Raw genomic sequence first — 24080 nt, 5'->3', positions numbered from 1 at the left:
CGGGCCCCGCCGCATGTCCATGCGCACCGCATGACGTCGATATGCGCCTGCGGGCGTGGCGTCACGGCAACCGCGCATCGCAGACGGAAACGACGTAGACCATGACCACCCGTAGATCCTTCCCGGCGCTCGCCTGCCTGCTGGCGCTATACCTGGCGCCATCGGCCGGCGCTGCCGGCGACCGGCCCGCCATCACCGTGGACGCGGCAGCCGTCGACACCCTGTTCGACGACACCATGTCGCGCTACCACCTGCCCGGGCTTGCAGTGGGCGTGGTGGTCGATGGCAAGGTCGTCTACCAGCGCACCGCCGGCGAGTTGCGGGCCGGGGAGGGCGAGGCGATCACCCCGCGCTCGCTGTTCAAGGTGGCCTCCAACACCAAGGCGATGACCACCGCGTTGCTGGCGCGGCTGGTCGATCGCGGCCTGCTGGCCTGGGACGACCCGGTGATCAGGCACCTGCCGGAATTCCGCATGCACGACCCGTGGGTCACGCGCGAGATCCAGGTGCGTGACCTGCTGATCCACAACAGCGGCCTCGGGCCCGGCGCGGGCGATCTCATGCTATGGCCGGAACCCAACCATTTCACCCGCGCGGACGTGGTCGCCGGCCTCGCGCATCTCAAGCCGTTGCACAGCTTCCGTTCGCGCTACGCCTATGACAACACGCTCTACATCGTTGCCGGGGAAGTCGCCGCTGCTGTCGGCGGTGCGTCCTACGAGGAGTTGATGGAGCGCGAGCTGTTCGCGCCGCTGGGCATGTCGCGTTGCGAGGCCGGTGGCTTCGACCGCGACGTGGTCGGCGATGTCGCCCAGCCGCACCGGCGCGCGGGCGGGCGCAACCTGGTGTATCGCGAGGACGGGGCCATCGTCGACGCCGTGCCGATGGCCGCGGCCGGCGGCGTGCGCTGCAGCCTCGAGGACATGCTGGTGTGGACGCGCATGTGGCTGCAGCCCGCGCAACATGGCCTTGTCGACGGGCACCCGTGGTTGTCGGACGCGCGCCGCCGCGAACTGTGGACGCTGCACATGCCGATGCCGCTGGGCAGCCGCATGCGCGAGTGGGATGGCAGCCGCTTCTACGGGTACGGTTACGGCTGGCGCCTCAACGACGCGCATGGCCACCTGAAGGTCTCGCATACCGGCACGCTGTCGGGCATGTATTCCGCACTGACGCTGCTTCCGGAACTCGACGCCGGCTTCGTCATGATGACCAATGGCTCGGGCGAGGATGCGCGCACGGTGCTGGTGCAGGCGCTCTCCGACCTGCTCGTGCGCCCGGGCGGGGCCATGCCGGTGGCCGCGTATGCGGAGGTGCTGCAGCGTGAGCGCGACGGGGCGCCTCCGGCACGACGTGCCCCTGATACCTCCGCGCGGACCACGGTCGCAGCCGATGATCCCACCGTCCCGACCGGGCTTTACCGAGACCCGTGGTTCGGCGAGGCCCGGCTCTGTCCGGATCCCCGTGGGGTGGTCTTTGCTTCGGCCCAGTCGCCCACGCTCACCGGGCTGCTCATGCGGCTCGACGGGCGCATGTTCGTGGACTGGTTCGACGACAGCATCGGCACCGATGCCTGGGTGGAGTTCACCATGGATGGCGACGTCGCCGGCATTACGATGGCAAAGGTCGATCCGCAAGCGGATTTCAGCTACGACTTCGAGGACCTGGCGTTCCGGCGCGTGGGTGCGTGCCGGTAGCGTATTGCGTCACAGCATCTGGGCCGCAGCGGTAGCGCAGTGCGCGTCGAGCGGCTGTGCTGCTGGCGGTGCGGGAAGCAACGGTCGGCAACCCGCCTTGCGGGGCCTCAGCCATGCAGGCCGATGGCGATGGTCTTGCCGCACAACATGTGCACTTCCACGCCGGTGGGGTGACCCGTCGAGTCGTGGCGGGAACGTGCCAGGCGCGTGGCACGGTCGATGGCGATGATCTTGTCGAGATTGCGCTCCAGCGCGATCCCGCCGATGCGGATCAGCCACCCGGGCTGGTCCGGTTCCACCATGATCAACGTGCGTTTCATCAAGGCCCCGTTTGAAGTGCCCCGGCCAGCTCCAGGGATCTGCCCGGGATCCCCGGCCGTTCCGTTGCAGAGTGGCGTCGCCTGCCATCGCATGGACAGGCTGCTGCGGTCGAAGCAGCATGGACGCTGGCGCGCGATGGCGCCGTCGGCGCAGGACGCGTCTACGGGTAGGAAAAGTCCGAAGGCGGGACACGGAAACTACCGGCCGCAGAAACGAAAAAACCACCCGGAGGTGGCTGTTCGTACGCTGGTGGGCGGTGCAGGGATCGAACCTGCGACCCTTGCCGTGTGAAGGCAATGCTCTACCGCTGAGCTAACCGCCCGTGAAGCGATGGTGGCCGGGGAGGGAATCGAACCCCCGACACGGGGATTTTCAATCCCCTGCTCTACCAACTGAGCTACCCGGCCAGGTCACGCGACGCGGCCGAGCCGTGTGCGAGGGCGGCATGATACGGATCGCAGGCGTCCGCGGCAAGCGTTCCGGCGGCTGAATCAACATGTGGCGATGCTTGCAGCCCGCCAGTCGCACCGGCATGTTGCGGCTACCGCATTGCCACGTTGCTGGAGCACGCCATGACGATCCGCAAGGCCGCACCGTTTCCCGCCCCGGCGCTGGCGCTGGCGCTGCTCGTACTCGCCGGCTGCGCCACCGGCTCGATTCCCGATGCGCAGAAGCTCGACCTGCACCGCAGCCATGCCGGCGAGCCGGTCAGCAGCTTCAACTTCTTCGGCCGCCTCAATGGCTGGACGCCACTGGGCGACAGCGCGCTGGCGGTATGGACGCGACCGGGCGAGGCGTTCCTGCTCGAGCTCACCGGCCGCTGTCCGGACCTCGATTTCGCGCAGGCGATCTCGTTGACCAGCACGCAGAACCGCGTGCATGCGCGCTTCGACAAGGTGATCCCGCTCAGCAGCAATCCGCACCGGATCCCCTGCCATATCGCGGCGATCCGGCCATTGGACACCCGCGCGCTGCGCACGGCCGAGCGCGAGCTGCGCGAGGGCGAGGTGGTGGCGGATCAGCCCTCGGGGGACGCCGGCACGTAGCCGCCGGGTTTTTCCGCGCCGCCGCCGAAGAGGAATTTCTCCATCTCGGTTTCCAGGAACGCGCGGTGCTTGGGATCCAGCGGCGACAGCCGGTTCTCGTTGATCAGCATGGTCTGGTGGGCCAGCCACGCCGACCATGCGGTCTTGCCGACACCGGCGTACACGCGCTTGCCGAGCTCGCCGGGCCACGGCACGAAATCCAGACCTTCGGTCTCGCGCTGTTCGTACTGGCAGAACACCTGTCGGGTCATCGGGTCGCTCCTGGGGCGGGGGATGGGCGCTGGGCGGCGGCATCGAGCAGGCGGCGGATGGGCGCCGGCAGGCCGATGGCATCGAACGCCGCGGGCGGCACCCAGCGCAGATCGTCATTGTCGCCCACCCGGGTGCGCGGGGTGACGCCGCGCCAGCGGTGAGGGTGGATCAGCAACCGGTAGTGGCTGAAGCCATGCGGCACCGGCGCAAGTGCTTCGCCGCATGCAAGCCGTGCATGGCTGTCGGCAAGCGCGTGTGCCGCATGCGCGTCGCCGGCTTCGGGCAGGGACCACAGCGCTGCCCAGATGCCGATCGGCGGACGTCGCTGCAGCAGGATGCGGCCCTGATCGTCTTCCAGCACCACCATGTGGGTCTGGCGCTCCGGCAATGCCTTGCCAGGCCGCGGCGTCGGCAGCTCCGCGGTGCGGCCCTCGCGGCGCGCGGTGCAGCCGTCGGCCACCGGGCACAGCAGGCAGTGCGGGGCGTGGCGCACGCACACCGTCGCGCCGAGATCCATCTGCGCCTGCGTGTAGTCGGCCATGCGCGCATCCGGCAGGTGGGAGGCGGCGTGCGCCCACAGCACGCGTTCGACCGCGGGCTGCCCCGGCCAGCCGCCCACGCCGTGCCAACGGGCAAGCACGCGCTTGACGTTGCCATCAAGGATCGGGAAACGGTCGCCCCAGGCCTGCGACAGGATCGCCCCGGCGGTGCTGCGGCCGATGCCGGGCAGGGCGAGCAGGGCGGCGAAATCGCGCGGCAGGTCGCCGCCATGCAGTTCGACGCAGGCGCGCGCGGCCGCGTGCAGGTTGCGCGCGCGTGCGTAGTAGCCCAGGCCCGACCACAGTGCGAGCACCTCGTCCTGCGGCGCGGAGGCGAGCGCGCGAACATCCGGCAACGCTGCAACGAAGCGCTCGAAGTAGGGCACCACCACGGCGACCTGGGTCTGCTGCAGCATGATTTCCGACAGCCACACGCGGTACGGCGTGCGCGGGTGCTGCCAGGGCAGGTCGTGACGGCCGCTACGGTCGAACCAGGCCAGCAGACGCGTGGCGAAGGCGTCGGCGCTCATGGTTGCATCCGTCTGTCGTCGTCGGACGGCTGGTCGTCGATGCGGATCTCCACGCCGTGCAGCGTCGCGCCGGGGATTTCCAGCACCGGTGCGTGCACGGTGCCGGAGACCGGCGGCAGCGGGGTACCGGCACCGAGCTGCGCGAGCCAGCCGGGGATCGCGTCGGTGTGCACATGGCCTTCGAAACGGGCGTCGCCGCGTGACAGCCGCAGCGCCAGCGGTGTGGAGAGGTCGGGTGCGCCGTCATAGCCTATCGCGAAGGGCGTCGGCTCCTGCGCGCGGTCGAGCGGCGCCGGCAGCACCGGCCAGGCAGACGGCCATTCGGCGAGGCTGCCATGCATGGCAAGCGACAGCCCGTCGCGCAGCACCAGTCCGCCACCGGCGCGCAACCGCGGCAGCAGCCCCTGGCCGCGCAGGGTCACCGCCAGCGGATCGATGCGCAGCCCGCCCGCGGCGATCAGCACTTCGCCGGCAAGCCCCACCACCAGCGGATGGGTGGAATCGTCCAGTTGCAGATTGCCGCGCAGGGACAGCGCCGTGCGTTTCACCGCGATGCGCCCACCGACCGTGTCGAGGCGGCCGGACAGGCGCAGCCACGCCGGCAACCGCCAGTTCGCAGCCGTGGGCGCCACCGTGCCGGCAATGCCGATGCCGGCCTGCGCGGAAGCACGTGTCATCGCCACGCGCAGGTCGAACGGCGCACGCAACGCAGCCGCCACATAGCGTCCGCGCACATGCGCACGCAGCGGGGCGTTCATCGCGAACTCCGGCAGCTCGATAGACAGCGCGTCCAGCCGCCAACCATCGGCATCGATGCGGCCACCGGTGATGCCGATGCCGTCGACGAACACGGGCGCTGCACCATCTCCGGGCGGGCGCTGCGACCACCAGCGCTGAAAGGCGGGAAGGTCGAGCACCGGCGCATCCAGTTCCAGCCGCTGCACGTCGAGCACCGCGCCGCGGGCGCGCAGCGTCGACCAGGGCACCGACAGCCGCACGCGGTCGGCGCCCAGCAGCGGCGTCGGGTTTCCCGGTACGCGCGCCACCACGTCGCGCGCCACCAGCTCCGGGGTGCCGCGCAGGCGGTATTCGAAACCGGATGCCTCGATTTCGAGACCGCTGGCGGTGCCTGCCATTTCCAGCAGGAAGCGACCGACGGTCTCGGCCCGCGTGGCCCAGCGCAACGCCATCAGCGCCACCAGCAGCAGCGCCACGATCACGACCAGCGCGACCGCGCGCCGGCGGCTCACTGCGTGGCCGTGCCTTCGCTGCCCAGCGATGCCGGCAGCAACGCGTCGACAAAGGCCTGGGCATCGAATACGCGCAGGTCCTCCGGGCGCTCGCCGATGCCGGCATAACGGATCGGGATGCCGAACTCGCGCGCGAGTGCGAACACCACGCCGCCCTTGGCGGTGCCGTCGAGCTTGGTCACCACCAGGCCGGTGACGTTCACCGCGGCATTGAACTGGCGCAGCTGCGAGATCGCGTTCTGGCCGGTGGTGCCGTCGACCACCATCAGCACCTCGTGCGGCGCGGCGGGGTCGACCTTGGCCAGCACGCGGCGGATCTTGCCGAGTTCGGCCATCAGCCCCTGCTGCGTGTGCAGGCGGCCGGCAGTGTCGGCGATCAGCACGGTGGTGCCGCGTGCCTTCGCGGCCTGCAGCGCGTCGAACGCCACCGCGGCGGGGTCGGCCTCCTGGCCCTGGGCGATCACCTGGACATCGTTGCGATCACCCCAGGCCTGCAGCTGCGCCACCGCGGCGGCGCGGAAGGTATCGCCCGCGGCCAGCATCAGGCTGTGGCCCTCGTCCTTGTAGCGGTGGGCCAGCTTGCCGATGGTGGTGGTCTTGCCGACGCCGTTGACGCCGACGGTGAGGATCACGAACGGCCTGGCGGCAGGGTCGATCTCCAGCGGACGTGCCACCGGCTTGAGCATCTCCACCAGTTCGGTGCGCAGGGCCGCGAGCAGTGCGTTGGCGTCGGCGAATTCACGGGCCTTCATGCGCTTGCGCATGCCTTCCACCAGCGCGGTGCTGGCGGTCACGCCGACGTCGGCAGTCAGCAGTGCGGTCTCGATCTCGTCGAGAAGGTCGTCGTCCAGCCGTGGGTTGCGCGAGAACACGCCGCCCAGGCTGCGTGCGAAGCCGGTACCACGCAGGCGCTCACGCCAGCTGGCTGCCGCGGGGGCCGGTTCCGGCTTCGGGCGCGGTGCCGACATCGCGGCTATGATCGCGTCGGGCGACATCGGGGCGCTGGCCGCAGCCGCCGGGGAAGGCGAAGGGGCGGCAGCCGTCGGCAACGCCGATGCATGCGGGATCGGCGACGCGGGCGCCGCACCTGCGGCTGGCGTTGCGGCGGTCGCCTGAGCGGTGGCCCTGGCCGGCGCGTGTGTTGCCGTCGTTTGAGCGGCGGCGGCGGCGGCGGTGGCGGGCGCGGCGCCCGGAGCCGGCGTCGCGGTTGCCGTGGACGTCGGAGCGCCGCTGCCCGGTGCTTCCGTGGCGGACGATGGCACTGCTGCCGTGTCGCTGGTGGCAGCGGCCTGCACGGCAGGATCGACCGCCGGCGTCGGCGCGGGCGACTGCGACGCCACCTCGTCGACACGGTTGCTGGTGCTGTCCGCCGGCGCCGTCGTGGGGAACGCGGCCGCAAGCTCCTCGGCGCTGAAGCCGCGGCGCGGCTTCGGACTTTCCTCGGGTTTGCGACGGAAGAAACTGGCCATGCGTGGGGGCTCGACGTGGGGGCGACATGCTATCACCGGGGTCCGCGACGACCCGGCGACGGGAGGGCGGGAAGAGGGCGCCGGCGTCTGCAGCCGGCGCCCCGGCAGCGTCAGCCGGCCAGTTCCAGCAGCAGCTTGTTGAGCCGCTTCACGTAGGCGGCCGGGTCCTTGATGCCGTCGCCGGCAGCGAGCGCGGCCTGGTCGAACAGCACCCGCGACAGGTCGCTGAAGCGCTGCGGATCCTGCTCGGCATCGAGCTTGGCGATCAGCGGATGCTCCGGGTTGAACTCGAATACCGGCTTCGACTCCGGCACCTGCTGTCCGCTGGCTTCGAGCAGCTGCCGCAGCTGCGGGCTCACGGCACCGTCGGTGAGCGCGAGGATCGCGGGGGAATCGGTCAGCCGGTGCGAGACGCGCACTTCCTGCACGTCTTCGCCCAGGATCGCCTTGAGCCGGCCGGCCAGTGCTTCCTTCGCCTTCGACGAGGCTTCCTGCGCCTGCTTCTCCTCGTCGGTGGCGAGCTTGCCGAGGTCGAGGTCGCCGCGCGCGATGTCGGCGAACTGCCGGCCGTCGAACTCGGTGAGGTAGCCCATCAGCCACTCGTCGATGCGGTCGGTCAGCAGCAGCACCTCGATGCCCTTCTTGCGGAACACCTCCAGGTGCGGGCTGTCCTTGACCTGCGCATGGGTTTCGCCGGTGAGGTAGTAGATGCGGTCCTGGCCCTCCTTCATCCGCGCCACGTAGTCGGCAAGCGCCACCGACTGCTCGCCGGTAATGTCATGCGTGGACGCGAAGCGCAGCAGGCCGGCGATCTTCTCGCGGTTGGAGAAGTCCTCGGCCGGGCCTTCCTTGAGCACCTGGCCGAACTCGCGCCAGAACGTGCGGTAGGCATCCGGCTTGTCCTTCGCCAGCTTCTCCAGCATGTCGAGGCTGCGCTTCGTCAGCGCGGCCTTCATCGAGTCGATCACCGGGCCGGCCTGCAGGATCTCGCGCGAGACGTTGAGCGAAAGGTCGGCCGAATCGACCACGCCGCGCACGAAACGCAGGTACATCGGCAGGAACTGCTCGGCCTGGTCCATGATGAAAACGCGCTGCACGTAGAGCTTCAGGCCCTTGGCACCGTCGCGGTGGTAGAGGTCGAAGGGTGCGCGGCCGGGCAGGTACAGCAGCGAGGTGTATTCCAGCTTGCCCTCGACCCGGTTGTGGCTCCAGGCGAGCGGGTCGCTGAAGTCGTGGGCGATGTGCTTGTAGAAGGCCTGGTAGTCCTCGTCCTCGAGCTCGGTCTTGGGTCGCGTCCACAGCGCACTGGCCTCGTTGACGGCCTCCCATTCCGGCGCTGCCGCATCCTTGTCGTCCTCGCCGTGGCGCTCGGCGCGCATCTCGATCGGCAGGCCGATGTGGTCGGAGTATTTCTTGACGATGTTGCGCAACGTCCACCCATTGGCGAAGCTGTCCTCGCCGTCCTTGAGCTGCAGCACGATGCGGGTGCCGCGTTCCGGCTTGTCGATGGTGGCGACTTCGAATTCGCCTTCGCCGGCCGACGACCAGTGCACGCCTTCGGACGCGGGCAGGCCGGCGCGGCGGCTGTACACGTCAACCCGGTCGGCAACGATGAAGGCGCTGTAGAAGCCGACGCCGAACTGGCCGATCAGGTTGGCGTCCTTCTTCTGGTCGCCCGACAGCGCCTTGAGGAAGTCGCCGGTGCCGGATTTCGCGATCGTGCCGAGATGCGCAATCGCCTCGTCGCGGCTCATGCCGATGCCGTTGTCATCGATGGTGACCGTGCGTGCGTCTGCATCGAAGTCGATGCGGATGCGCAGCGTGGGGTCTTCCTCGAGCAGCGCCGGCTGGCCGATCGCCTCGAAGCGCAGCTTGTCGGCGGCGTCGGCCGCGTTCGACACCAGCTCCCGGAGGAAGATCTCCTTGTTGGAGTACAGCGAGTGGATCATGAGGTGCAGCAGCTGCTTCACCTCGGTCTGGAAGCCCAGGGTTTCCTTGTGGGTGTCCGTGGTCATCGTGGTTCCGTCGACAGAAGGGTTGGTGTGCGGGCCGCGCAGGGCACGGCGACAGCGGGCAGATGAGGGCCGCTGCCGCCGCAATCAAGGGCGGGCGCACGTGATGGCTGGTCTATGATCCTGCTCCGTCGCGTCAGCAGGACCTTTTATGGCCCATCGAAACAGTCCCGGTTCCGGTGCGTCGCGCTTAGCGCGAGGGCCGGGAATGGGCTCGGTGCGCATCGTTGGCGGGCGCTGGCGGGGCACCCGGCTTCCGGTGCCCGATGCGCCCGGCCTGCGTCCCACGTCCGACCGCGCCCGAGAAACACTGTTCAACTGGCTGCAGCCGTGGCTGCCCGGCGCGCGCGTGCTGGACCTGTTCGCGGGCAGCGGCGCGCTGGGCTTCGAAGCGGTGTCGCGTGGCGCCGCGCACGCGATGCTGGTGGAACGCGACCCCGCGCTGGCCGGGGCGCTCGAGGCGAGCGTGCGCAGGCTCGATGCAGCCGACAGCGTGCAGGTGGTGCGTGCCGACGCGCTGGAGCTGCTGCGCGCGCCGATCTTCGGCCGTTTCGACGGGGTGTTCTGCGATCCGCCGTTCGACGCCGGGTTGTGGGCCACCGCATTGGAGCGGCTGGGGCCGTGGCTTGCCGACGATGCCTGGCTGTATGTGGAATCAGCGGCTGTGGCGCCGGTGGAGCCCGTCGGCGACTGGCACCTGCATCGCGAGGGTGGCACCCGCGACGCACGCCACGCGCTGTACCGGCGCGGCGCCGGCTGAGCGGCGGCGGTCGCAGCGACACTGATACACTGACGGCCCTGTCGCCGCACGCCGAGCCCCGCCTGTCATGAGCGCGCCCCGCAGCCGCACCGCGGTCTATCCGGGCACCTTCGACCCGATCACCAACGGCCATGTCGACCTGGTCGGCCGGGCGTCGTTGCTGTTCGAGAAGGTGATCGTCGGCGTGGCGGAAAGCCCGGCCAAGGGCCCGACACTGCCGTTGGCGCTGCGCGTCGACCTTGCCCGCGAGGCGCTGGCGCAGTTTCCCAACATCGAAGTGCGCGGCTTCGCCTCGCTGCTGGCGCATTTCGTGCGCGAGGTGGAGGGCGGGGTGCTGCTGCGGGGCCTGCGCGCGGTGTCCGACTTCGAGTACGAATTCCAGCTCGCCAGCATGAACCGGCATCTCATTCCCGAGGTCGAGACGCTGTTCCTGGCTCCGGCCGAGCAGTACGGCTTCATTTCCTCGTCGCTGGTACGCGAGATCTCCCGCCTCGGCGGCGACGTCTCGGGGTTCGTGCCGGCGGCGGTGGCCGACGCGCTGCAGGCCGAATGGCGGCGCAACGAGAAGTGATCACCACCCACATGCCGAACCATCCATCCACGGGGAACTCCACCATGAAGACCATCAACAACATGCTGCTGGCCGCCTGCCTGGCCCTGCCGCTGGCCGCGTGCCAGAAGGAAGAGGCGCCGCAGCAGGTCGAGCGCGCCGCGGTGCCGGTGCCGACCACCGAGGACAGCGCGTCCTGGCGCACCTACCTGCAGGACCAGGTGCCGCGCCACATGGAAGGCATCACCAACCAGCCCTACATCTACCTGGTCCCCGGCGAGACCACCGAGGACTTCGAGGGCAACTACGAGCGCCTGCTCGACAAGGCCCGCCTCGACCTGCAGCGCGGCATCATCCGCGGCAACCTGCTGGCCTATGCCGGTCCGAACCCGAACCGCGTCGCGGATCTCGTGGTCGCCGCGTTCGAGGGCGTTCCGGAGAACACGATGCAGGGCGTGCGCGTGGTGTATCTCGGTTCCGCGGAAGAGAACCCGCGCGTCGAGGCAGCGGTGGCGCCGGCCGGCGTCGAGTACCGCTTCGTCGAGGCGAAGTGACCGCAGGCCACCGTCCCACATCCGCTGTCGCCTCCCCGGCCCGCGCCGGGGAGGTCGGCACCGCCCGCCCGCGGCGGGTGAGCACGGAGGCGCCGCCATGGCGCTGAAGATCAACGAGCTCTGCGTCAACTGCGACGTCTGCGAGCCGGTCTGCCCCAACAAGGCGATCACCATGGGTGCGGCGATCTACGTGATCGACCCCGCCCTGTGCACCGAGTGCGTGGGCCATCACGATGAGCCGCAGTGCGTGATGGTATGCCCGGTCGAATGCATCGACCCGGACCCCGCATTTCCCGAGACCCCGGAGCAGCTGCTGGCCAAGCTGCGACGGCTGGAGGATTCCGAATGACCCACGCCATCCGGCGCCCGGCAGCCTGGTGGCTGCTGCTGACGCTGTGCCTGTTCGTCGCCCCGCTGGCCGCCGCTGACGGCAGCCGTACGCCGCTCGCGGAGCGCCCGCCCGGCGCCGCCGTGGCATCGGCGCATTCGCTGGCCACCGACGCCGGCCTGCGCATCCTGCGCGAGGGCGGCAATGCGTTCGACGCCGCGATCGCGGTGTCGGCCACGCTGTCGGTGGTCGAGCCGATCAGCTCCGGCATCGGCGGCGGCGGGTTCTTCCTGCTGCACGACGCCGCCAGCGGCCGCGACATCTTCATCGACGCGCGCGAGACCGCGCCGGCCGCGGCCACCCCGGACCGCTACCTCACCGCCGATGGCGAATTCGACCGCGACCGCGCCGAGAACGGCCCGTGGGCTGCCGGCATCCCGGGGCTTCCCGCCGCCTTCGTCCACCTCGCCGAGCGCTACGGGAAGCTGCCGCTGGCGCGGTCGCTGGCGCCGGCCATCCACGCCGCGCGCGAGGGTTTCCCCGCCTACGGGCGCATGACCCGCGGCTACGAGCGCCGCCGGGCGGTCATGGAGCGCTACCCCGGTACCCGCGAGGTGTTCCTCGCCAACGGCCGGCCGCTGCGTGACGGCGACATCTTCCGCCAGCCCGATCTCGCCCGCACCCTGGAGCGGCTGGCCGTCGAAGGCTTCGACGGTTTCTACCGCGGGGAAACCGCGAAGCTGCTGATCGACGGCGTGCGTGCCGAAGGCGGCGAGTGGACCGCCGACGAGCTTGCCGCCTACCACGTGGTCGAGCGTGAGCCGATCCGCTTCGGCTATCGCGGCTGGGAGATCGTGACCGCGCCGCCGCCGTCATCGGGTGGCATCGCGCTGGCGCAGATGCTGCAGATCCTCGAACCCTACGATCTCACCGCGCTCGAGCCGGCCACCCGTGCCCACCTCACCATCGAGTCGATGCGTCGCGCGTTCCGCGACCGCACCTTCTACCTGGGCGATCCGGACTTCGTCGACATCCCGCAGGGCGTGCTGACCAGTCGCGACTACGCCGCCGGCCTGCGCGCCACCATCCATCCGTCGAAGGCCACGCCCAGCGACCTGCTTTCCGGTGAGCCCACCCCGCTCGAGGACGAGGAAACCACCCATTTCTCGATCATCGATGCCGACGGCAACCGCGTGGCCGGCACGCAGACCGTCAACCTGCTGTACGGCTCCGGGCTGATCCCGCCGGGCACGGGCGTGCTGCTCAACAACGAGATGGACGACTTCGCGCTCAAGCCCGGCACGCCGAACGCGTTCGGGGTAATGGGTTTCGAGGCCAATGCGCCGGCACCGGGCAAGCGCATGCTGAGTTCGATGACGCCCAGCTTCATGGTGCTTCCGGACCGCATCGCCGTGCTCGGCACGCCGGGCGGCTCGCGCATCATCACCATGGTGCTGCTGGGCATGCTCGGCTACGACGCCGGCCTCGGTGCGCAGGAGGTGGCCGCCCTGCCGCGCTTCCACCACCAGTGGATGCCCGACGTGGTCTCGGCCGAACGCGGCATGTTCGATGCCCCGACCGCGACTGCGCTGCGCGCGATGGGCCACGAGCTCAACCTGCCGCCCGACGAGGCCGAAGGCGGTCGCGGCTCCAGCCATGTGTGGGGCAACCTGCAGACGGTGCTGTGGAACCGCGTCGACAACACCCTGGAAGGCGGCACCGACCCACGCAACGAAGTCGGCGAGGCGAGGGTGGAGCTGCGCGCGACCACGCCTGCGCCATGAAGCTCTGGTCCCTGCAGGGCAATTCCCAGCAGCTCGATGGCGGCGCGATGTTCGGCAACGCGCCGCGCGCGCTGTGGACGCGCTGGTCGCAGCCCGACGAGCGCAACCGTATCCCGCTGGCCACGCGCGCGCTGCTGGCAACGCCGCTCAACGGAAAGACCGTGCTGTTCGAGACCGGCATCGGTGCGTTCTTCGACCCCGCACTGCGCGACCGCTACGGCGTGGTCGAGGAGCACCACGTGCTGCTCGATTCGCTGGCCGATGCCGGCTTCTCGCACGAGGACATCGACGTGGTGGTGCTGTCGCACCTGCACTTCGACCACGCCGGCGGCCTGCTGTCGGCGTGGAGCGAAGGCCGGGCGCCGGAGCTGCTGTTTCCGAACGCCACCTTCCTGACCAGCCGCCCGCACTGGGCGCGCGCCACGAAGCCGCACGCGCGCGACCGCGCAAGCTTCATTCCCGAGCTGCCGGGCCTGCTGAAAGCCAGCGGCCGCCTGCAGTTCGTCGAAGGCGATCGTTCGCCGCTGCTGGGCGATGCGGTGCGCTTCCGCTACAGCGATGGCCACACGCCGGGGATGATGCTGGCCGAGATCGTCGGTCCCGAGCGCGTCGACGGCCAGCCGCACGGTGGCGTGGTGTTCTGCGCCGATCTGGTGCCCGGTCGCCCGTGGGTGCATGTACCGATCACCATGGGATACGACCGCAATCCCGAGCTCCTGATCGACGAAAAGGATGCGCTGCTGGCCGACGCGCTGGCGCGCAACGTGCATCTGTTCTTTACCCACGATCCGGATATCGCGCTTGCGCGCGTGGTGCGCGACGAACGTGGCCGCTACGCGACCAGCAACGAGGTCGCCTCGCTGCAGGCGCGGCCGCTCGGCGGCTGAGCATGCGTATCGCCTGCCTGCTCCTGCTGGTGGCGCTTGGCACCGCGCAGGCGCAGGCGCCGGATACGCCGGTCCGGCCGCGGTCGTCGGAGCGGCTGGTCGATCCCGAATTCGGCATCACCAGCGACGCCTACGCGTTGCGCCGCGAAGTCCAGATGCTGCAGTGGGTGCCGGGCACACAGGGCGACCGGCTCGACTGGCGCGACGCCGTGGTGCCGTCCACCGGGCTCGCGGCCGGGCACCGCAATCCCGCCGCGCTGCCGTTCGTCGCGGTGGAATGGCATGCGGATGCGCGAATGCCCGATGGCGGCGAGCTGCCGCATGCGCTGGTCGCAGAGCTGGGCGAGTGGCGGCTGCTGCATCCGGATACGGCGCGTCTGCCACCGAACCTGGCGGCGACCTTCCAGTCCGCCGGCGAAGTGCTCACCACCGCGGCCGATCCGATGGCGCCGCAACCGGGCGACCTGCGACTGCGCTGGTCGGAGCTGGTGCTGCCCGACGGCGTGGGCTTCATCGAAAGAGACGGCGGCTGGATTCCTGTTGCGGCCGATAGCGAGCAGGTGACGGTCCCTTCCGTGGCGCCAGCGACGCCCGCGCCCCTCAACGATCCGGGACCGCGCCGCTATTGGCTGGCCGCGGCCTTGCTGCTCGTAATCCTCGCCGCCCTGGCCTGGCGGCAGCAGCGGCGACGGTGAAATCGCAGCAAAGGGACCAGGCCCACGAGCACGGGCTGCGGTCCCGGTCGTACGGACGGCAGCCCACACCGGAATCCCTGACCGCGTCTGCGCGTGAATACCCTCGCGTTCAGCGCATGCGTTATGCCGGGCCGCCGCAAGAGTGCGCGCGGGCCTGCGTTGGACGCCGTCCGCTCACCCCACCCGCGTCCCGAAGATGCGGTCCCCCGCGTCGCCGAGGCCCGGAAGAATGTAGCCCTTCTCGTTGAGGCGCTCATCGATCGCTGCCGTGTAGACCTCCACATCCGGGTGCGCCGCCTCGAGGGCGCGCAGACCTTCAGGCGCCGCCACCAGGAAGATCGCGCGGATGCGTCGCGCGCCGGCGCGCTTGAGCATGTCGACGGTGGCGATCAGGGTGCCGCCCGTTGCCAGCATCGGGTCGAGGATCAGCGCATCGCGCTCGTCCAGCCGCCCGGTAAGACGCTCGAAATAGGGCACCGGCTGCAGCGTTTCCTCGTCGCGCTGCAGGCCGACCACGCTCACCTTGGCCGCCGGAATCAGCGACAGCACGCCGTTCAACATGCCCAGGCCGGCACGCAGGATCGGCACCAGGGTGATCTTGGCACCGGCGATGCGCCGCACCTCCACCTCACCCGCCCATCCGCGCTGTACCGCAGGCTCGGTCTCGAGGTCGGCGGTGGCCTCGTAGGCCAGCAGCATGCCCAGTTCGGTGACCAGCTCGCGGAAACCTTTGGTGGGCAGGTCGGCATCGCGCAGCAGGCCGATCTTGTGCTGGACGAGGGGATGGCGGATTTCGACGATCTTCATGGACGGCCCGACGAGAGTGCGGCCGCCAGTGTGGCGCAGGACTCCGGCCGATTGCATCCCCGCATGCCGCCTTTCTCCCGCCCCGTCGCGGAAGGGCCGGTCTCCCGGCCCCTCCGCGTCGCCGGACGTGGATCAGAACTGGTAACGCACGCCCGCCAGCCAGGACCGGCCGAACCCTTCCATCTCCAGCACGCGGTTGCGCTGGCCCTGGAAGCGGACCTGGCGCGTGTCGGTGATGTTGTTGACTTCGCCGAACACGGCCCATCCGCTGTCGAAGCGGTAGCTGGTGGTGCCCGGCGATGGCGGCTACGTGCTCTACGTCACCGACGCCTACATGGCCGGCGAGGACGCCGACGGCGAGGACATCCTGCCGCCGCTGGAAGAGCTCGATCGCCGGGTGAAGCGCTACGAACTGCGCCGCGAGGGCGAGGGCTACCATGCGCGCCTGGCTGGCACGTTCGGCGACACATCGCCGGAAGGTGCGTTGCGGGTGGTCGAGTCGATCTGGGGTGACGCGGAGAACGACCGACTGCTGATCGCCGAGGAGGACGAGCGCTACGCCAACGAGTTCAAGGTCTATTCGCTCGACGGCCACTACAGCGGGCAGCGGCTGGGCGGCGAACGTTTCTCCGCGCAGGCCGAGGGCATCGCGCTGGCGCGATGTGCGGATGGAGAAGGCTGGTGGATCACCACCGAGCAGGCCAGGGACGCGACCGTGTTCCACCTGTTCGACCGCCGCACGCTGGACTACACCGGCGGCTTCGTCGGCGGCACGGTGGCCAACACCGACGGCATCTGGCTCGAGCAGCGCGCGACGCAGCGCTTCCCGCAGGGCGCGCTGTACGCGGTGCACGACGACCAGGGCCTGGTCGCGTTCGACTGGCGTGACGTCGCCTCGGCGCTCGACCTGCCGGCCTGCGAGGTGGCGCCATGATCCGCGCCCGAGGCATTCGCCATGCGCTCGCGGTGGCGCTGCTGGCGGTGTTGCCGCTGCAGGCGGCGACACAGGACGCTGCACCGCGGTCGGAACCGAACACGCTGGTGCCAAAGGGCGTGATGCGCTATGCCCCAGGTGCCTTTCCCGACCGGATCATCGCCGCGCCCTCGCAGGATGCCGCGCGCGGGCTCGGCATCGCATGGCGGACCGGCGCCGGGGTGGAATCGCCGTGGGTGGAGCTTGCGGTCGCGACCGACTCGCCCGACCCGGGCGCGGTGCGCCGGGTGCGCGCCGCGACGCAGGCATTGGCGACCGAGAACGGCCCCGCGCACCATCACCAAGTTCACATCGACGGCCTCGAACCCGACACGCTCTATGCGTGGCGCGTGCAGGGGCAGGGCACGTGGAGCCCGTGGCGACAGATGCGCACCGCGGCCGACCCCGGCGCGCCACTCACGCTCCTCTACTTCGGCGACACCCAGAACCAGAACGCCAGCCTGGTCTCGCGCGTAATGCTCGAAGCGCTGCGGCACGCACCGGACGCGCGGCTCGCGCTGTATGCAGGCGACCTGGTCAGCGGCGGCGGCGGCGAGGACGACAACGAATGGGGAGAGTGGTTCGATGCCGTGGGGCCGGTGGCCTCAACCACGGCCATCGCACCGACGGCGGGCAACCACGAGTACTTCAAGGAGTTCGAGGACACCCCGCAGGAGCGGCGCGTGCTTGGCGCGCACTGGCCGCGCACCTTTGTTCTGCCGGACAATGGCGCCCCGGGGACGGAGGCGACGACCTACTGGTTCGATGCCCACGATGCACGCGTGGTGGTGCTCGACGGCACCTCGGCGCTCGACCTCGGGACCGCGCAGGCGCAGGCGGCCTGGCTCGACGGCGTGCTGCGCGCCAACACCCGCACGTGGACGATCGTGACGATCCACCAGCCGATGTTCTCGCCGCGGCAGGACCGCGACAACGCGCTGCTGCGCGAGCACATCCTGCCGGTGCTGGAAGCGCATCGCGTCGATCTGGTGCTGCAGGGCCACGACCATGTCTACGGGCGCCGCGGCGGGCTGACTGACCAGGCGACGCCGCAGTACGTGGTGAGCGTGGCCGGCGCCAAGCAGTACCGGGTCTCGCCGCAGGCGCGTCGCGACATGGATCCGGTGGCGGAGGATACCCAGCTGTTCCAGGTGCTGCGTATGGATGGTGCCCGGTTGGCGTACGAGGCACGCACGGCCACCGGCCGCCTCTACGACGCGTTCGAACTGCACCGCGAGGGCGACCACACGCGCCTGGTCGAGCATCCGGACGCGCGCATTCCGCAGCGCGACTGCCCGCGCGACGCAACGCCCAAGGGCCGGGCGGACCGATGCTGGGAGTGACGCCAGCCGGTGTCGTGCTGGCGTTGCTCGTCACGCTGGCCGCACCGCTGGCATCCGCGCAGGCTGCGCACCCGCTGCACGTGGCGCAGCCGGAAGCGGCTCCGGCCGAAGCGCTGTTGGCGGTGGAGATCCCCACCGGTGGCCAGGTCAAGTACGAGCTGGGCGGGGATGGCCTCCTGTACGCCGACCGCTTCATGTCGATGGCGGTTGCATATCCGGCCAACTACGGATCGCTGCCGTCGACGCTGGGCGGCGATGGCGACCCGCTCGACGCGCTCGTCCTCACCCGCGTTCCGCTGCAGCCCGGCGTGCTGGTGCGGATGCGTCCGGTCGGCGTGCTGCGCATGCGCGACGGTGGCGAGGACGACGAGAAGCTCATCGGCGTTCCGGTCGACGCGGTGGATCCCACGTATTCCGGCATCCGCGACCTCGGCGACCTGCCGTCTGCCGAGTTGCAGCGGATCGAGGGCTTCTTCCGCGTCTACAAGGATCTGCCCTCGCGCGAGGACAGTCGCCGTATCGAGCTGGGCGGCTGGGGCGACGCAGCGCAGGCGCGCGCGCTGTTGCGCGAGGCCATGGAGCGCTTCGCCAGCGCCGGTGGGCACTGACGGCACGGGTCACGCTGCGTCGGCCCGCGTTCTGCAACCCTGCGTTCCATGCCTGCCCCTGCCCAAGACCCGGGGCGACCCCATCCTTGCGGCATGTCCATCCACCGGATCCGCACATGAGCGCCATCGACCCGATCCGCTACGCCCGTGTTGCCGGCCGGCTGCGCGGCATGCCCGCCTCGGACGGCGCCGGCGTACGCCTGACCCGCGTGATCGGCAGCCCCCAGCTTCCCGACCTCGATCCGTTCCTGCTGCTCGACGAATTCGGTACCGATCGCGCCGAGGACTACATCGCCGGCTTCCCGGAACATCCGCACCGCGGCTTCGAGACCGTGACCTACATGCTCGACGGCCGCATGCGCCATCGCGACAACAAGGGCCATGAGGGGCTGCTGGTACCCGGCGGCGTGCAGTGGATGACCGCCGGCAGCGGCCTGGTGCATTCGGAAATGCCCGAGCAGGAAGCCGGCCGCATGCGCGGCTTCCAGTTGTGGGTGAACCTGCCGGCGAGGGACAAGATGACCGCTCCGCGCTACCAGGAGTTCGGCCCCGAGCGCATCCCGCTGGTGCGCCCGGCCGAAGGCGTCGAGGTCAGGGTGATCGCCGGCGAGGTCGACGGTGTCGCGGGCCCGATCGCCCAGCCGGCCACCGACCCGCTGTATCTCGACCTCGCCCTGGACGCAGGCCGTGACTGGACGCACCTGCTGCCGGAAGGCCACAACGCCTTCGTCTATGTCTACGAAGGCGCGCTGACCGTGGGCGAGGGCGATGACGCGCGGCCGCTGCCGGCGCAGGAACTCGCGGTGCTGGGCGGTGGTGATGTGCTGCGCCTACGGGCGGACGTCGCGACGCGCGCGATCATCGTCGCCGGTCGGCCGCTGCGCGAGCCGGTCGCCCGCCACGGCCCCTTCGTCATGAACACCCGCGAGGAACTGATGCAGGCCTTCGTCGACTTCCAGGAAGGCCGCTTCTAGCGGGCTGCAAGGCGACCGTATCGCGGTCGCCGCAGCCCTCAGTTCGCCGAGAACCGCGCCTCGTCGAAGCGCAGCGATTCCACCAGCCGCTGGTTCTCCTGCAGCTGCTCGCTGGTGCGCGCATGCAGCCACACGTGCATGACCTGGCCGTTGTCGAGTTCCACCAGCGTCTCGCGCACCAGGGTCGACGGGTCCGCCGCCACCTCGCCGCGATACCAGCGGATCTCCTGCCCGGCCACCACGCCGCGCTCCTCGCGGTTGCTGCGTGCCGGCTCGAACGGCGAACTGCCGGCCAGGTACAGGCCGAATGCCTCGCGGCCGTCGGCATCGGTGGCCCGGCAGATCAGGAATGAATCGCTGCTGCGCTGCGTCCAGGTGAGCGCCGCATCGCCGGGCAGGCGAGGGCATTCGTCGGCCTGCTGGGCGTATGCCAGCGGCGCGAACAGCGTGGACAGCAGGATGGCGGCAGCGGCGCGCGGCAGCCGGCGTGTGGTTCTGGTCATTCGACATTCCCCCTTGTTGGTCACCGCGCGATCCCCATCGCGCATCGGACCTTCCCGCTCACGACCTTAGACCTGTGCGGGCGCCATTACAAATTGCGAACTGCGTCGCACTTTCGGCCAGATCGGTCACACGTGAGCGCAGGACACCGCCGCTAGCGTGGTTGCAGATGCGGCATGATCGCCGACCGCCATGCGGCCAGCTTCTCCTCGAGGCGCATCGCGGCATGGGCCGGGCTGGTGGAGGGCAGGGTGGTGGTGGTGACGTACCGCCGCAGCGACGGCGCCACATGCCGGGCGAACATGCGAGCCGCCGTCCCGCCGTTGAGTGCCACCAGCGTGATCCGTGGATGCGCGGCGAGGAAGGCGTCGAAGTCATTGACCACGATGCTGCCGGGGTCGATCCGCGCATCCAGGCTGCCGTCGCGCACGCAGTGGGCCAGCACGTCCCACAGCGCGATACCGGCATCGGTCAGCCGCGGCAGGCGCTGCAGGTACGGCAGTTGCGGGCCAGCGCCGGCGATCGCACCCATGATCGGCCAGAACGCGTTGCGCGGATGCGCGTAGTACTGCTGCGCCGTGAGCGAGGCGGCGCCCGGCATGCTGCCCAGCACCAGCACGCGCGCATCCGCGGCGGCGACCGCAGGCAGGCCTTCAAGCATCGTCATGGCGCGGAAGCGGGATCGCGCCGCGCGGCCGCCCTCAACTCAGAATTCGCGCTTCGACAGCCGGGCATCGCCATCGGCGCGGATGCGGACCTCGTAGACCTCGCCGTACACGCTCTCGTCGATCGGCCGCACCGGGCACGCGCACAGGGTGGACACCAGCATCGGCACCGTATTGCTGTGGCCGACCACCAGCACCTGCTGGCCGACGTGGCGCAGGTGCATCACCGTCACCGTCTCCGTGGGCGGTGCGCTGCCGTCGTATTCGCGGACCTCGAGCCCCTTGGCATCCGCCAGCGGGCGTGCCGTCTCGCGGGTGCGGCGGGTGGCCGTGGAATAGATCGCCGACAGCGGAACATCGGCCAGCAGTGTCGCCAGCGCCTGCGCGCGTGCGCGCCCGGCCGCGGTCAACGGTGGATCCTCGGCCGGGGCCTCGGCCTTTTCCGCGTGGCGCACCACGATGAACACGGTGTCCGACCCCGGCTTCGGCAGGCCGGCACAGGCGGACAGGAGGATCAGCAGCGGCAACAGCAGCAGGCGGCGCATCGGGGTTCCGGATCGGGGCAGCCCGTGCATGATGCCGGCGCCGGCACGCGCTGACAAAGTCGGCGGTGCCGGGCGGCCCCGCAGCAGGCGTCAGCGCAGCACATACGAAGCGAGCACGCTCTGCACTTCGTGGATGTCGAGCTGCTTGTTGAACTGCCTCTGGATCGGCACCGGATTGCCCGACAGCCAGATCTTCAGCTCCGCATCGAGGTCGAACGAGCCAGCGGTTTCCACGCTGAAATGGACCACGCTGCGGTAGGGGATCGAGTGGTAGGACACCTTGCTTCCGGTCAGGCCCTGCTTGTCGACCAGCACCAGGCGCTTGTCGGTGAACACGAAGTAGTCGCGGATGAGCTTGTACGCGTGCTCCACCGTTTCCCCCGGCGCCAGCACCCGGCCGAACTCCTGCTGGATCCGCGCAGGGTCGATCTTCGACGCATTGCCGAGCAGCCCATCAAGAATTCCCATCGTCGAACCTTTGGATTGGAGGTGTGGCGGGGTCGTGGTGCGCAGAGGCGGGACGGTCAGTCGGCATGGCCGGCGGCTGCCCGCAGCGGCGCCATTGCCTGGTTGATGCCGAGCCCCACCAGGCCGGCAACCAGTCCCAGGTACACCGGGCGGCCGGTCGGATCGCCAATCACATGGATCAGGTGATAACAGCAACCCAGGCCGATGCCCAGGAGCGCCAATCCGAGCACGACGCGCGTCGATCGCGACGCATGCCTCGCAGTGAGGAACCGAGCGCCGGCGAAAATGAAACCACCAGCGATCGCGAGTGCAGCGAGCGAATTGCCGTCGAACCAGAACGTGTCCATCGCACCTCCCCGGGAAAATCAGCCCGTGCCGTCAGACGGGCATGCCACGCGCAGGCTTATGGACTGGCTTCGGCCTGCAGATGATGCCTGAGAACGCCGTCACCGCGGCATTCATCGCCTGGTGCCACGCATGCCGGTCGAAGCCGTCCGGATCCTCGCAGATGCGTCGCGCCGAGTGTTCGAAGGCAGGTGGACATGGCGCCAGATAGGCGACGACTCACATCGCGTGGCCGCGACTCGAAGATGTCCAGTCGCTGCGCCCCGGAGTCGTCACCGAAGGTATCTCCGGGATGGTTGAGGGTCACGACCACGAAACCGGCATCGGCCAACGCCTCCGCCGTATCGTGGTGCCCGAGGGACGTGCCCCCCTGTCCATGCGACACGACGATCAAGGGCAGCGACTCGCCCGACACCGCGCAATCCCGGATGCCTCGAACCACGTAGGGCCCAAGCTGCTGCGTTTCCGCAGCGGCCGCGCAGGGGCTCCACACGATGGCTTCGACAGGCGGCTGTCCATCCGACCCCGGGATCTCGAGATGCTGGTAGCCGGCAGCCGAGGCAATGCCGCCGGTGAGAGCGATACCCGCGGCCAGGACGAGTGCTGCGAGTCCGGGAAAGCGACGTGGTCTGGCCAGGTTCATCGCGGCGGCCTACTGCACCCGGAAGTCATTGATATCGAATCCCCGCGGCGGCGGTGGCATGACAGCCGCCAACAACAGATAGACGACGATTCCGCCGGCGCCGGCCGTAAGCAGTGTGCCGAAACACCATGCGATCCGGACGCTTCCGGGCCGCCAGCCGAAGTGGCTGGCGATTCCACCGCAGACGCCGAACAACCACTTGTCCCGGGACCGGGTCAGTCGACGCTTCTCTGGCGATGACATGGAGGCTCCCGGGTCTGGTCTCTGATCCGCGGCGCCATGCATGGCACCGGTCTGATGGGAGGTCACCCCGTCGATACGCTCGACGCAGCCGACCCGTTGTACTGCAACAGATCCCGGAGATTGCCATACAGATCCCGGAATACGGCCACAGTCCCACCACCACCCAGCGCTTGCCTTCGTCGGGGCGTGGCGAGTCCTCGACCAGACGGAACCCGAGCGTGCCGACGTAGAACGCCAAGGCCTCGTCGTAATCACGGACCAGGAGCGAGACGTGGGCAAGTGCCTGCTGCATGGCGAACCCGGGCCCAGCGTTACGTTTTCCCGCCCCGCGGCGCAGCCGGGCGCTGGCGGACAGACCAGCCCAACAGCACCAGCCACGACAGAAGCGCGAGATAGGTCGGCAGACGGAACACACTCGATGTGTCGAGCGAAAAACTCCGCGCCAGGAAGAAAATGCAGGCCCACAGGGCCACGTTCGCGGCGGCAATCAGGAAGCGGGAGCGGTGACGGGTTGCAAGTGCGATCACGCTGGGCATCAGCGCGACCGGCGCGGTCGCGAAAAAGAAGATGAGAACGAGTGTCTGGTTCATGCGCGAGGCTGGATTGCGGAGGCGGTCAGTTGGCCCGGCACCCGGGCCGTCGAACACGCGTCAGTCCGGGAGCAGCAGGCCATCCCGAGCAATCCTCGCATTGCATGCCGGGCACCACCAGCCTCCGGGCATCACCTCGCGCAAGCCCGAGGGCTTGGGAAAGCGGGCATGCCGGCGGCATCGGGGCCTGACCCCCACGCAACACTCCAGCGGCGGCAAACAACGGCTGGGCGAGATCAGCCGCCGCGGCGACAGCTACCTGCGCACGTTGCTGATCCAGGGCGAGAAGCAGCTTGCAGCGGGCGAATGCCGTCCCGCATGGCACGGCTGATCCCCGTGCATGGGCGAATCCGATGAATGAGAGAGGCCTTCGGGTGCGGTTTTTACCCTGGTCCGGATCAGCAACACCGATCCAGCAAGACCGATTACGGAAATGCAGTCTGGCAACGCTTCGATCACCCATCACTCTGGCGAGTGTTCCTGCAATACCGACAACAGGAAAACAGCAAATGCCTCAACGCTCAGGCGCGGCGCTCATGCACTCGGAGTTGACCGGAAGCTCCTTACGGCATTGTGGACCGCCCAGATTTTCATAGACACTCATCGGCCGCTTTGCGCGTAGCGCCTTTCGAACTCTACCGGTGAGACATCGCCAGCGGAACCATGCCGACGAACCGGGTTGTAGAACATCTCGATGTAGT

The 24080-nt window shown here is 69.5% G+C and carries 28 protein-coding genes, 2 tRNA genes and 3 pseudogenes; 14 read left to right on the top strand and 19 right to left on the bottom strand.

Going from position 1 to position 24080, the window contains the following annotated elements:
• Window positions 1-101 precede the first annotated feature (101 nt).
• Window positions 102-1697, top strand: a complete 1596-nt coding sequence (locus tag LDO11_RS05770) for a serine hydrolase domain-containing protein (RefSeq protein ID WP_232140706.1) — start codon at window positions 102-104, stop codon at window positions 1695-1697.
• A gap of 107 nt (window positions 1698-1804) precedes the next feature.
• On the opposite strand, the gene LDO11_RS05765 is transcribed toward LDO11_RS05770, so the two are convergent.
• The 3 genes from LDO11_RS05765 to LDO11_RS05755 form a co-directional block, all read right to left on the bottom strand.
• Window positions 1805-2017 (bottom strand): hypothetical protein, encoded by a 213-nt coding sequence (locus LDO11_RS05765; protein ID WP_232140705.1) that lies wholly within the window; start codon window positions 2015-2017, stop codon window positions 1805-1807.
• A gap of 248 nt (window positions 2018-2265) precedes the next feature.
• Window positions 2266-2340, bottom strand: a tRNA-Val gene (locus LDO11_RS05760).
• Between the two features lie 9 nt (window positions 2341-2349).
• Window positions 2350-2425: transfer RNA gene (locus LDO11_RS05755), tRNA-Phe, on the bottom strand.
• A gap of 165 nt (window positions 2426-2590) precedes the next feature.
• Here LDO11_RS05755 and LDO11_RS05750 point away from each other — a divergent pair.
• Window positions 2591-3064, top strand: a complete 474-nt coding sequence (locus tag LDO11_RS05750; RefSeq protein WP_232140704.1) for a DUF6491 family protein — start codon at window positions 2591-2593, stop codon at window positions 3062-3064.
• On the opposite strand, the gene LDO11_RS05745 is transcribed toward LDO11_RS05750, so the two are convergent.
• The 5 genes from LDO11_RS05745 to htpG all read right to left on the bottom strand — a co-directional run bounded on the left by LDO11_RS05745 (window position 3037) and on the right by htpG (window position 9119).
• Window positions 3037-3315 carry an oxidative damage protection protein gene (locus LDO11_RS05745; RefSeq protein WP_232140703.1) on the bottom strand — a complete coding sequence of 93 codons (279 nt, stop codon included), beginning with the start codon at window positions 3313-3315 and terminating at the stop codon, window positions 3037-3039. The two genes, LDO11_RS05750 and LDO11_RS05745, sit on opposite strands and share 28 nt — an antisense overlap.
• The gene (gene mutY, locus LDO11_RS05740) at window positions 3312-4385 is read right to left on the bottom strand and encodes an A/G-specific adenine glycosylase (protein WP_232140702.1); all 1074 of its coding nucleotides are present in this window, start codon (window positions 4383-4385) and stop codon (window positions 3312-3314) included. The genes LDO11_RS05745 and mutY overlap by 4 nt, the downstream gene beginning before the upstream one ends.
• Complete coding sequence (locus LDO11_RS05735; RefSeq protein WP_232140701.1) at window positions 4382-5635, bottom strand: hypothetical protein; 1254 nt, start codon at window positions 5633-5635, stop codon at window positions 4382-4384. Before LDO11_RS05735 ends, mutY begins: the two co-directional genes overlap by 4 nt.
• A complete protein-coding gene (ftsY, locus tag LDO11_RS05730; protein WP_232140700.1) occupies window positions 5632-7104 on the bottom strand; it encodes a signal recognition particle-docking protein FtsY in 1473 nt (490 codons plus the stop codon). The genes LDO11_RS05735 and ftsY overlap by 4 nt, the downstream gene beginning before the upstream one ends.
• 110 nt (window positions 7105-7214) lie before the next feature.
• A complete protein-coding gene (gene htpG, locus LDO11_RS05725) occupies window positions 7215-9119 on the bottom strand; it encodes a molecular chaperone HtpG (RefSeq protein WP_232140699.1) in 1905 nt (634 codons plus the stop codon).
• A 148-nt stretch (window positions 9120-9267) separates the two neighbouring features.
• On the opposite strand from htpG, the gene rsmD reads away from it, so the two are divergent.
• The 7 genes from rsmD to LDO11_RS05690 all read left to right on the top strand — a co-directional run bounded on the left by rsmD (window position 9268) and on the right by LDO11_RS05690 (window position 14674).
• Window positions 9268-9876: a 16S rRNA (guanine(966)-N(2))-methyltransferase RsmD gene (gene rsmD / locus LDO11_RS05720; protein WP_232140698.1), complete on the top strand. Its 609-nt coding sequence runs from the start codon at window positions 9268-9270 to the stop codon at window positions 9874-9876.
• A gap of 67 nt (window positions 9877-9943) precedes the next feature.
• Complete coding sequence (gene coaD, locus LDO11_RS05715; protein WP_232140697.1) at window positions 9944-10447, top strand: pantetheine-phosphate adenylyltransferase; 504 nt, start codon at window positions 9944-9946, stop codon at window positions 10445-10447.
• A gap of 44 nt (window positions 10448-10491) precedes the next feature.
• A complete protein-coding gene (locus LDO11_RS05710; RefSeq protein ID WP_232140696.1) occupies window positions 10492-10980 on the top strand; it encodes a hypothetical protein in 489 nt (162 codons plus the stop codon).
• Between the two features lie 97 nt (window positions 10981-11077).
• On the top strand, window positions 11078-11329 hold the full coding sequence (locus tag LDO11_RS05705; RefSeq protein WP_232140695.1) for a YfhL family 4Fe-4S dicluster ferredoxin: 252 nt from the start codon (window positions 11078-11080) through the stop codon (window positions 11327-11329).
• Window positions 11326-13092: a gamma-glutamyltransferase gene (gene ggt, locus LDO11_RS05700; protein WP_232140694.1), complete on the top strand. Its 1767-nt coding sequence runs from the start codon at window positions 11326-11328 to the stop codon at window positions 13090-13092. Before LDO11_RS05705 ends, ggt begins: the two co-directional genes overlap by 4 nt.
• On the top strand, window positions 13089-13979 hold the full coding sequence (locus tag LDO11_RS05695) for an MBL fold metallo-hydrolase (protein WP_232140693.1): 891 nt from the start codon (window positions 13089-13091) through the stop codon (window positions 13977-13979). Before ggt ends, LDO11_RS05695 begins: the two co-directional genes overlap by 4 nt.
• 2 nt (window positions 13980-13981) lie before the next feature.
• Window positions 13982-14674, top strand: coding sequence for a TMEM43 family protein (locus tag LDO11_RS05690; RefSeq protein ID WP_232140692.1), 693 nt, complete (start codon window positions 13982-13984; stop codon window positions 14672-14674).
• A 174-nt stretch (window positions 14675-14848) separates the two neighbouring features.
• On the opposite strand, the gene upp is transcribed toward LDO11_RS05690, so the two are convergent.
• Together upp and LDO11_RS15690 are read right to left on the bottom strand one after the other, a co-directional pair.
• Window positions 14849-15481 carry a uracil phosphoribosyltransferase gene (gene upp / locus LDO11_RS05685; protein ID WP_232140691.1) on the bottom strand — a complete coding sequence of 211 codons (633 nt, stop codon included), beginning with the start codon at window positions 15479-15481 and terminating at the stop codon, window positions 14849-14851.
• Between the two features lie 132 nt (window positions 15482-15613).
• Window positions 15614-15739: a hypothetical protein gene (locus LDO11_RS15690; protein ID WP_255683302.1), complete on the bottom strand. Its 126-nt coding sequence runs from the start codon at window positions 15737-15739 to the stop codon at window positions 15614-15616.
• A gap of 46 nt (window positions 15740-15785) precedes the next feature.
• Here LDO11_RS15690 and LDO11_RS05680 point away from each other — a divergent pair.
• From LDO11_RS05680 to LDO11_RS05665, 4 genes and pseudogenes are all read left to right on the top strand, one after another.
• Window positions 15786-16415, top strand: a pseudogene (locus LDO11_RS05680) (phytase); the annotation flags it as partial.
• Window positions 16412-17797, top strand: a complete 1386-nt coding sequence (locus tag LDO11_RS05675) for a purple acid phosphatase family protein (protein ID WP_232140690.1) — start codon at window positions 16412-16414, stop codon at window positions 17795-17797. The pseudogene LDO11_RS05680 and the gene LDO11_RS05675, both read left to right, overlap by 4 nt.
• The gene (locus LDO11_RS05670) at window positions 17794-18405 is read left to right on the top strand and encodes an inorganic diphosphatase (protein WP_232140689.1); all 612 of its coding nucleotides are present in this window, start codon (window positions 17794-17796) and stop codon (window positions 18403-18405) included. The genes LDO11_RS05675 and LDO11_RS05670 overlap by 4 nt, the downstream gene beginning before the upstream one ends.
• Before the next feature lie 116 nt (window positions 18406-18521).
• Window positions 18522-19379, top strand: coding sequence for a pirin family protein (locus LDO11_RS05665; protein ID WP_232140688.1), 858 nt, complete (start codon window positions 18522-18524; stop codon window positions 19377-19379).
• Window positions 19380-19417: 38 nt separating this feature from the next.
• Here the strand turns inward: LDO11_RS05665 and LDO11_RS05660 are convergent, their stop codons facing one another.
• From LDO11_RS05660 to LDO11_RS05620, 9 genes and pseudogenes are all read right to left on the bottom strand, one after another.
• Window positions 19418-19882 carry a hypothetical protein gene (locus tag LDO11_RS05660; RefSeq protein WP_129135510.1) on the bottom strand — a complete coding sequence of 155 codons (465 nt, stop codon included), beginning with the start codon at window positions 19880-19882 and terminating at the stop codon, window positions 19418-19420.
• Between the two features lie 152 nt (window positions 19883-20034).
• Entirely contained in the window at window positions 20035-20547 is a 513-nt protein-coding gene (locus tag LDO11_RS05655) for a DNA-deoxyinosine glycosylase (protein ID WP_232140687.1), read from the bottom strand.
• A gap of 39 nt (window positions 20548-20586) precedes the next feature.
• Window positions 20587-21090, bottom strand: a complete 504-nt coding sequence (locus tag LDO11_RS05650; RefSeq protein WP_232140686.1) for a SixA phosphatase family protein — start codon at window positions 21088-21090, stop codon at window positions 20587-20589.
• A 90-nt stretch (window positions 21091-21180) separates the two neighbouring features.
• On the bottom strand, window positions 21181-21558 hold the full coding sequence (locus LDO11_RS05645) for a PH domain-containing protein (protein ID WP_129135513.1): 378 nt from the start codon (window positions 21556-21558) through the stop codon (window positions 21181-21183).
• Between the two features lie 56 nt (window positions 21559-21614).
• The gene (locus LDO11_RS05640; protein WP_232140685.1) at window positions 21615-21905 is read right to left on the bottom strand and encodes a hypothetical protein; all 291 of its coding nucleotides are present in this window, start codon (window positions 21903-21905) and stop codon (window positions 21615-21617) included.
• A gap of 56 nt (window positions 21906-21961) precedes the next feature.
• Window positions 21962-22546, bottom strand: a complete 585-nt coding sequence (locus LDO11_RS05635; RefSeq protein ID WP_232140684.1) for an alpha/beta hydrolase — start codon at window positions 22544-22546, stop codon at window positions 21962-21964.
• A gap of 9 nt (window positions 22547-22555) precedes the next feature.
• A complete protein-coding gene (locus LDO11_RS05630; RefSeq protein WP_232140683.1) occupies window positions 22556-22789 on the bottom strand; it encodes a PspC domain-containing protein in 234 nt (77 codons plus the stop codon).
• Between the two features lie 62 nt (window positions 22790-22851).
• Window positions 22852-23081: pseudogene (locus LDO11_RS15915) on the bottom strand (VOC family protein).
• Window positions 23082-23100: 19 nt separating this feature from the next.
• A complete protein-coding gene (locus LDO11_RS05620; protein WP_232140682.1) occupies window positions 23101-23379 on the bottom strand; it encodes a hypothetical protein in 279 nt (92 codons plus the stop codon).
• A 184-nt stretch (window positions 23380-23563) separates the two neighbouring features.
• Between LDO11_RS05620 and LDO11_RS05615 the strand changes: the two are divergent.
• Window positions 23564-23668 (top strand): annotated as a pseudogene (locus LDO11_RS05615) (transposase); the annotation flags it as partial.
• Window positions 23669-24080 lie beyond the last annotated feature (412 nt).

The organism is Alterluteimonas muca (assembly GCF_021191595.1).
Classification (GTDB): Bacteria; Pseudomonadota; Gammaproteobacteria; order Xanthomonadales; family Xanthomonadaceae; genus Luteimonas; species Luteimonas muca.
Note: the sequence above shows the minus strand (reverse complement) of the source record. Positions and strands in the feature narration are given on the sequence as shown.

Bases quoted from the DNA above. Each gene is read 5' to 3' on its own strand.
- LDO11_RS05770 (WP_232140706.1), top strand. From the start codon at position 102: ATGACCACCCGTAGATCCTTCCCGGCGCTCGCCTGCCTGCTGGCGCTA.
- LDO11_RS05765 (WP_232140705.1), bottom strand. From the start codon at position 2,017: ATGAAACGCACGTTGATCATGGTGGAACCGGACCAGCCCGGGTGGCTG.
- LDO11_RS05750 (WP_232140704.1), top strand. From the start codon at position 2,591: ATGACGATCCGCAAGGCCGCACCGTTTCCCGCCCCGGCGCTGGCGCTG.
- LDO11_RS05745 (WP_232140703.1), bottom strand. From the start codon at position 3,315: ATGACCCGACAGGTGTTCTGCCAGTACGAACAGCGCGAGACCGAAGGT.
- mutY (WP_232140702.1), bottom strand. From the start codon at position 4,385: ATGAGCGCCGACGCCTTCGCCACGCGTCTGCTGGCCTGGTTCGACCGT.
- ftsY (WP_232140700.1), bottom strand. From the start codon at position 7,104: ATGGCCAGTTTCTTCCGTCGCAAACCCGAGGAAAGTCCGAAGCCGCGC.
- htpG (WP_232140699.1), bottom strand. From the start codon at position 9,119: ATGACCACGGACACCCACAAGGAAACCCTGGGCTTCCAGACCGAGGTG.
- rsmD (WP_232140698.1), top strand. From the start codon at position 9,268: ATGGCCCATCGAAACAGTCCCGGTTCCGGTGCGTCGCGCTTAGCGCGA.
- coaD (WP_232140697.1), top strand. From the start codon at position 9,944: ATGAGCGCGCCCCGCAGCCGCACCGCGGTCTATCCGGGCACCTTCGAC.
- LDO11_RS05710 (WP_232140696.1), top strand. From the start codon at position 10,492: ATGAAGACCATCAACAACATGCTGCTGGCCGCCTGCCTGGCCCTGCCG.
- LDO11_RS05705 (WP_232140695.1), top strand. From the start codon at position 11,078: ATGGCGCTGAAGATCAACGAGCTCTGCGTCAACTGCGACGTCTGCGAG.
- ggt (WP_232140694.1), top strand. From the start codon at position 11,326: ATGACCCACGCCATCCGGCGCCCGGCAGCCTGGTGGCTGCTGCTGACG.
- LDO11_RS05695 (WP_232140693.1), top strand. From the start codon at position 13,089: ATGAAGCTCTGGTCCCTGCAGGGCAATTCCCAGCAGCTCGATGGCGGC.
- LDO11_RS05690 (WP_232140692.1), top strand. From the start codon at position 13,982: ATGCGTATCGCCTGCCTGCTCCTGCTGGTGGCGCTTGGCACCGCGCAG.
- upp (WP_232140691.1), bottom strand. From the start codon at position 15,481: ATGAAGATCGTCGAAATCCGCCATCCCCTCGTCCAGCACAAGATCGGC.
- LDO11_RS05675 (WP_232140690.1), top strand. From the start codon at position 16,412: ATGATCCGCGCCCGAGGCATTCGCCATGCGCTCGCGGTGGCGCTGCTG.
- LDO11_RS05665 (WP_232140688.1), top strand. From the start codon at position 18,522: ATGAGCGCCATCGACCCGATCCGCTACGCCCGTGTTGCCGGCCGGCTG.
- LDO11_RS05660 (WP_129135510.1), bottom strand. From the start codon at position 19,882: ATGACCAGAACCACACGCCGGCTGCCGCGCGCCGCTGCCGCCATCCTG.
- LDO11_RS05655 (WP_232140687.1), bottom strand. From the start codon at position 20,547: ATGACGATGCTTGAAGGCCTGCCTGCGGTCGCCGCCGCGGATGCGCGC.
- LDO11_RS05650 (WP_232140686.1), bottom strand. From the start codon at position 21,090: ATGCGCCGCCTGCTGCTGTTGCCGCTGCTGATCCTCCTGTCCGCCTGT.
- LDO11_RS05645 (WP_129135513.1), bottom strand. From the start codon at position 21,558: ATGGGAATTCTTGATGGGCTGCTCGGCAATGCGTCGAAGATCGACCCT.
- LDO11_RS05640 (WP_232140685.1), bottom strand. From the start codon at position 21,905: ATGGACACGTTCTGGTTCGACGGCAATTCGCTCGCTGCACTCGCGATC.
- LDO11_RS05635 (WP_232140684.1), bottom strand. From the start codon at position 22,546: ATGAACCTGGCCAGACCACGTCGCTTTCCCGGACTCGCAGCACTCGTC.
- LDO11_RS05630 (WP_232140683.1), bottom strand. From the start codon at position 22,789: ATGTCATCGCCAGAGAAGCGTCGACTGACCCGGTCCCGGGACAAGTGG.
- LDO11_RS05620 (WP_232140682.1), bottom strand. From the start codon at position 23,379: ATGAACCAGACACTCGTTCTCATCTTCTTTTTCGCGACCGCGCCGGTC.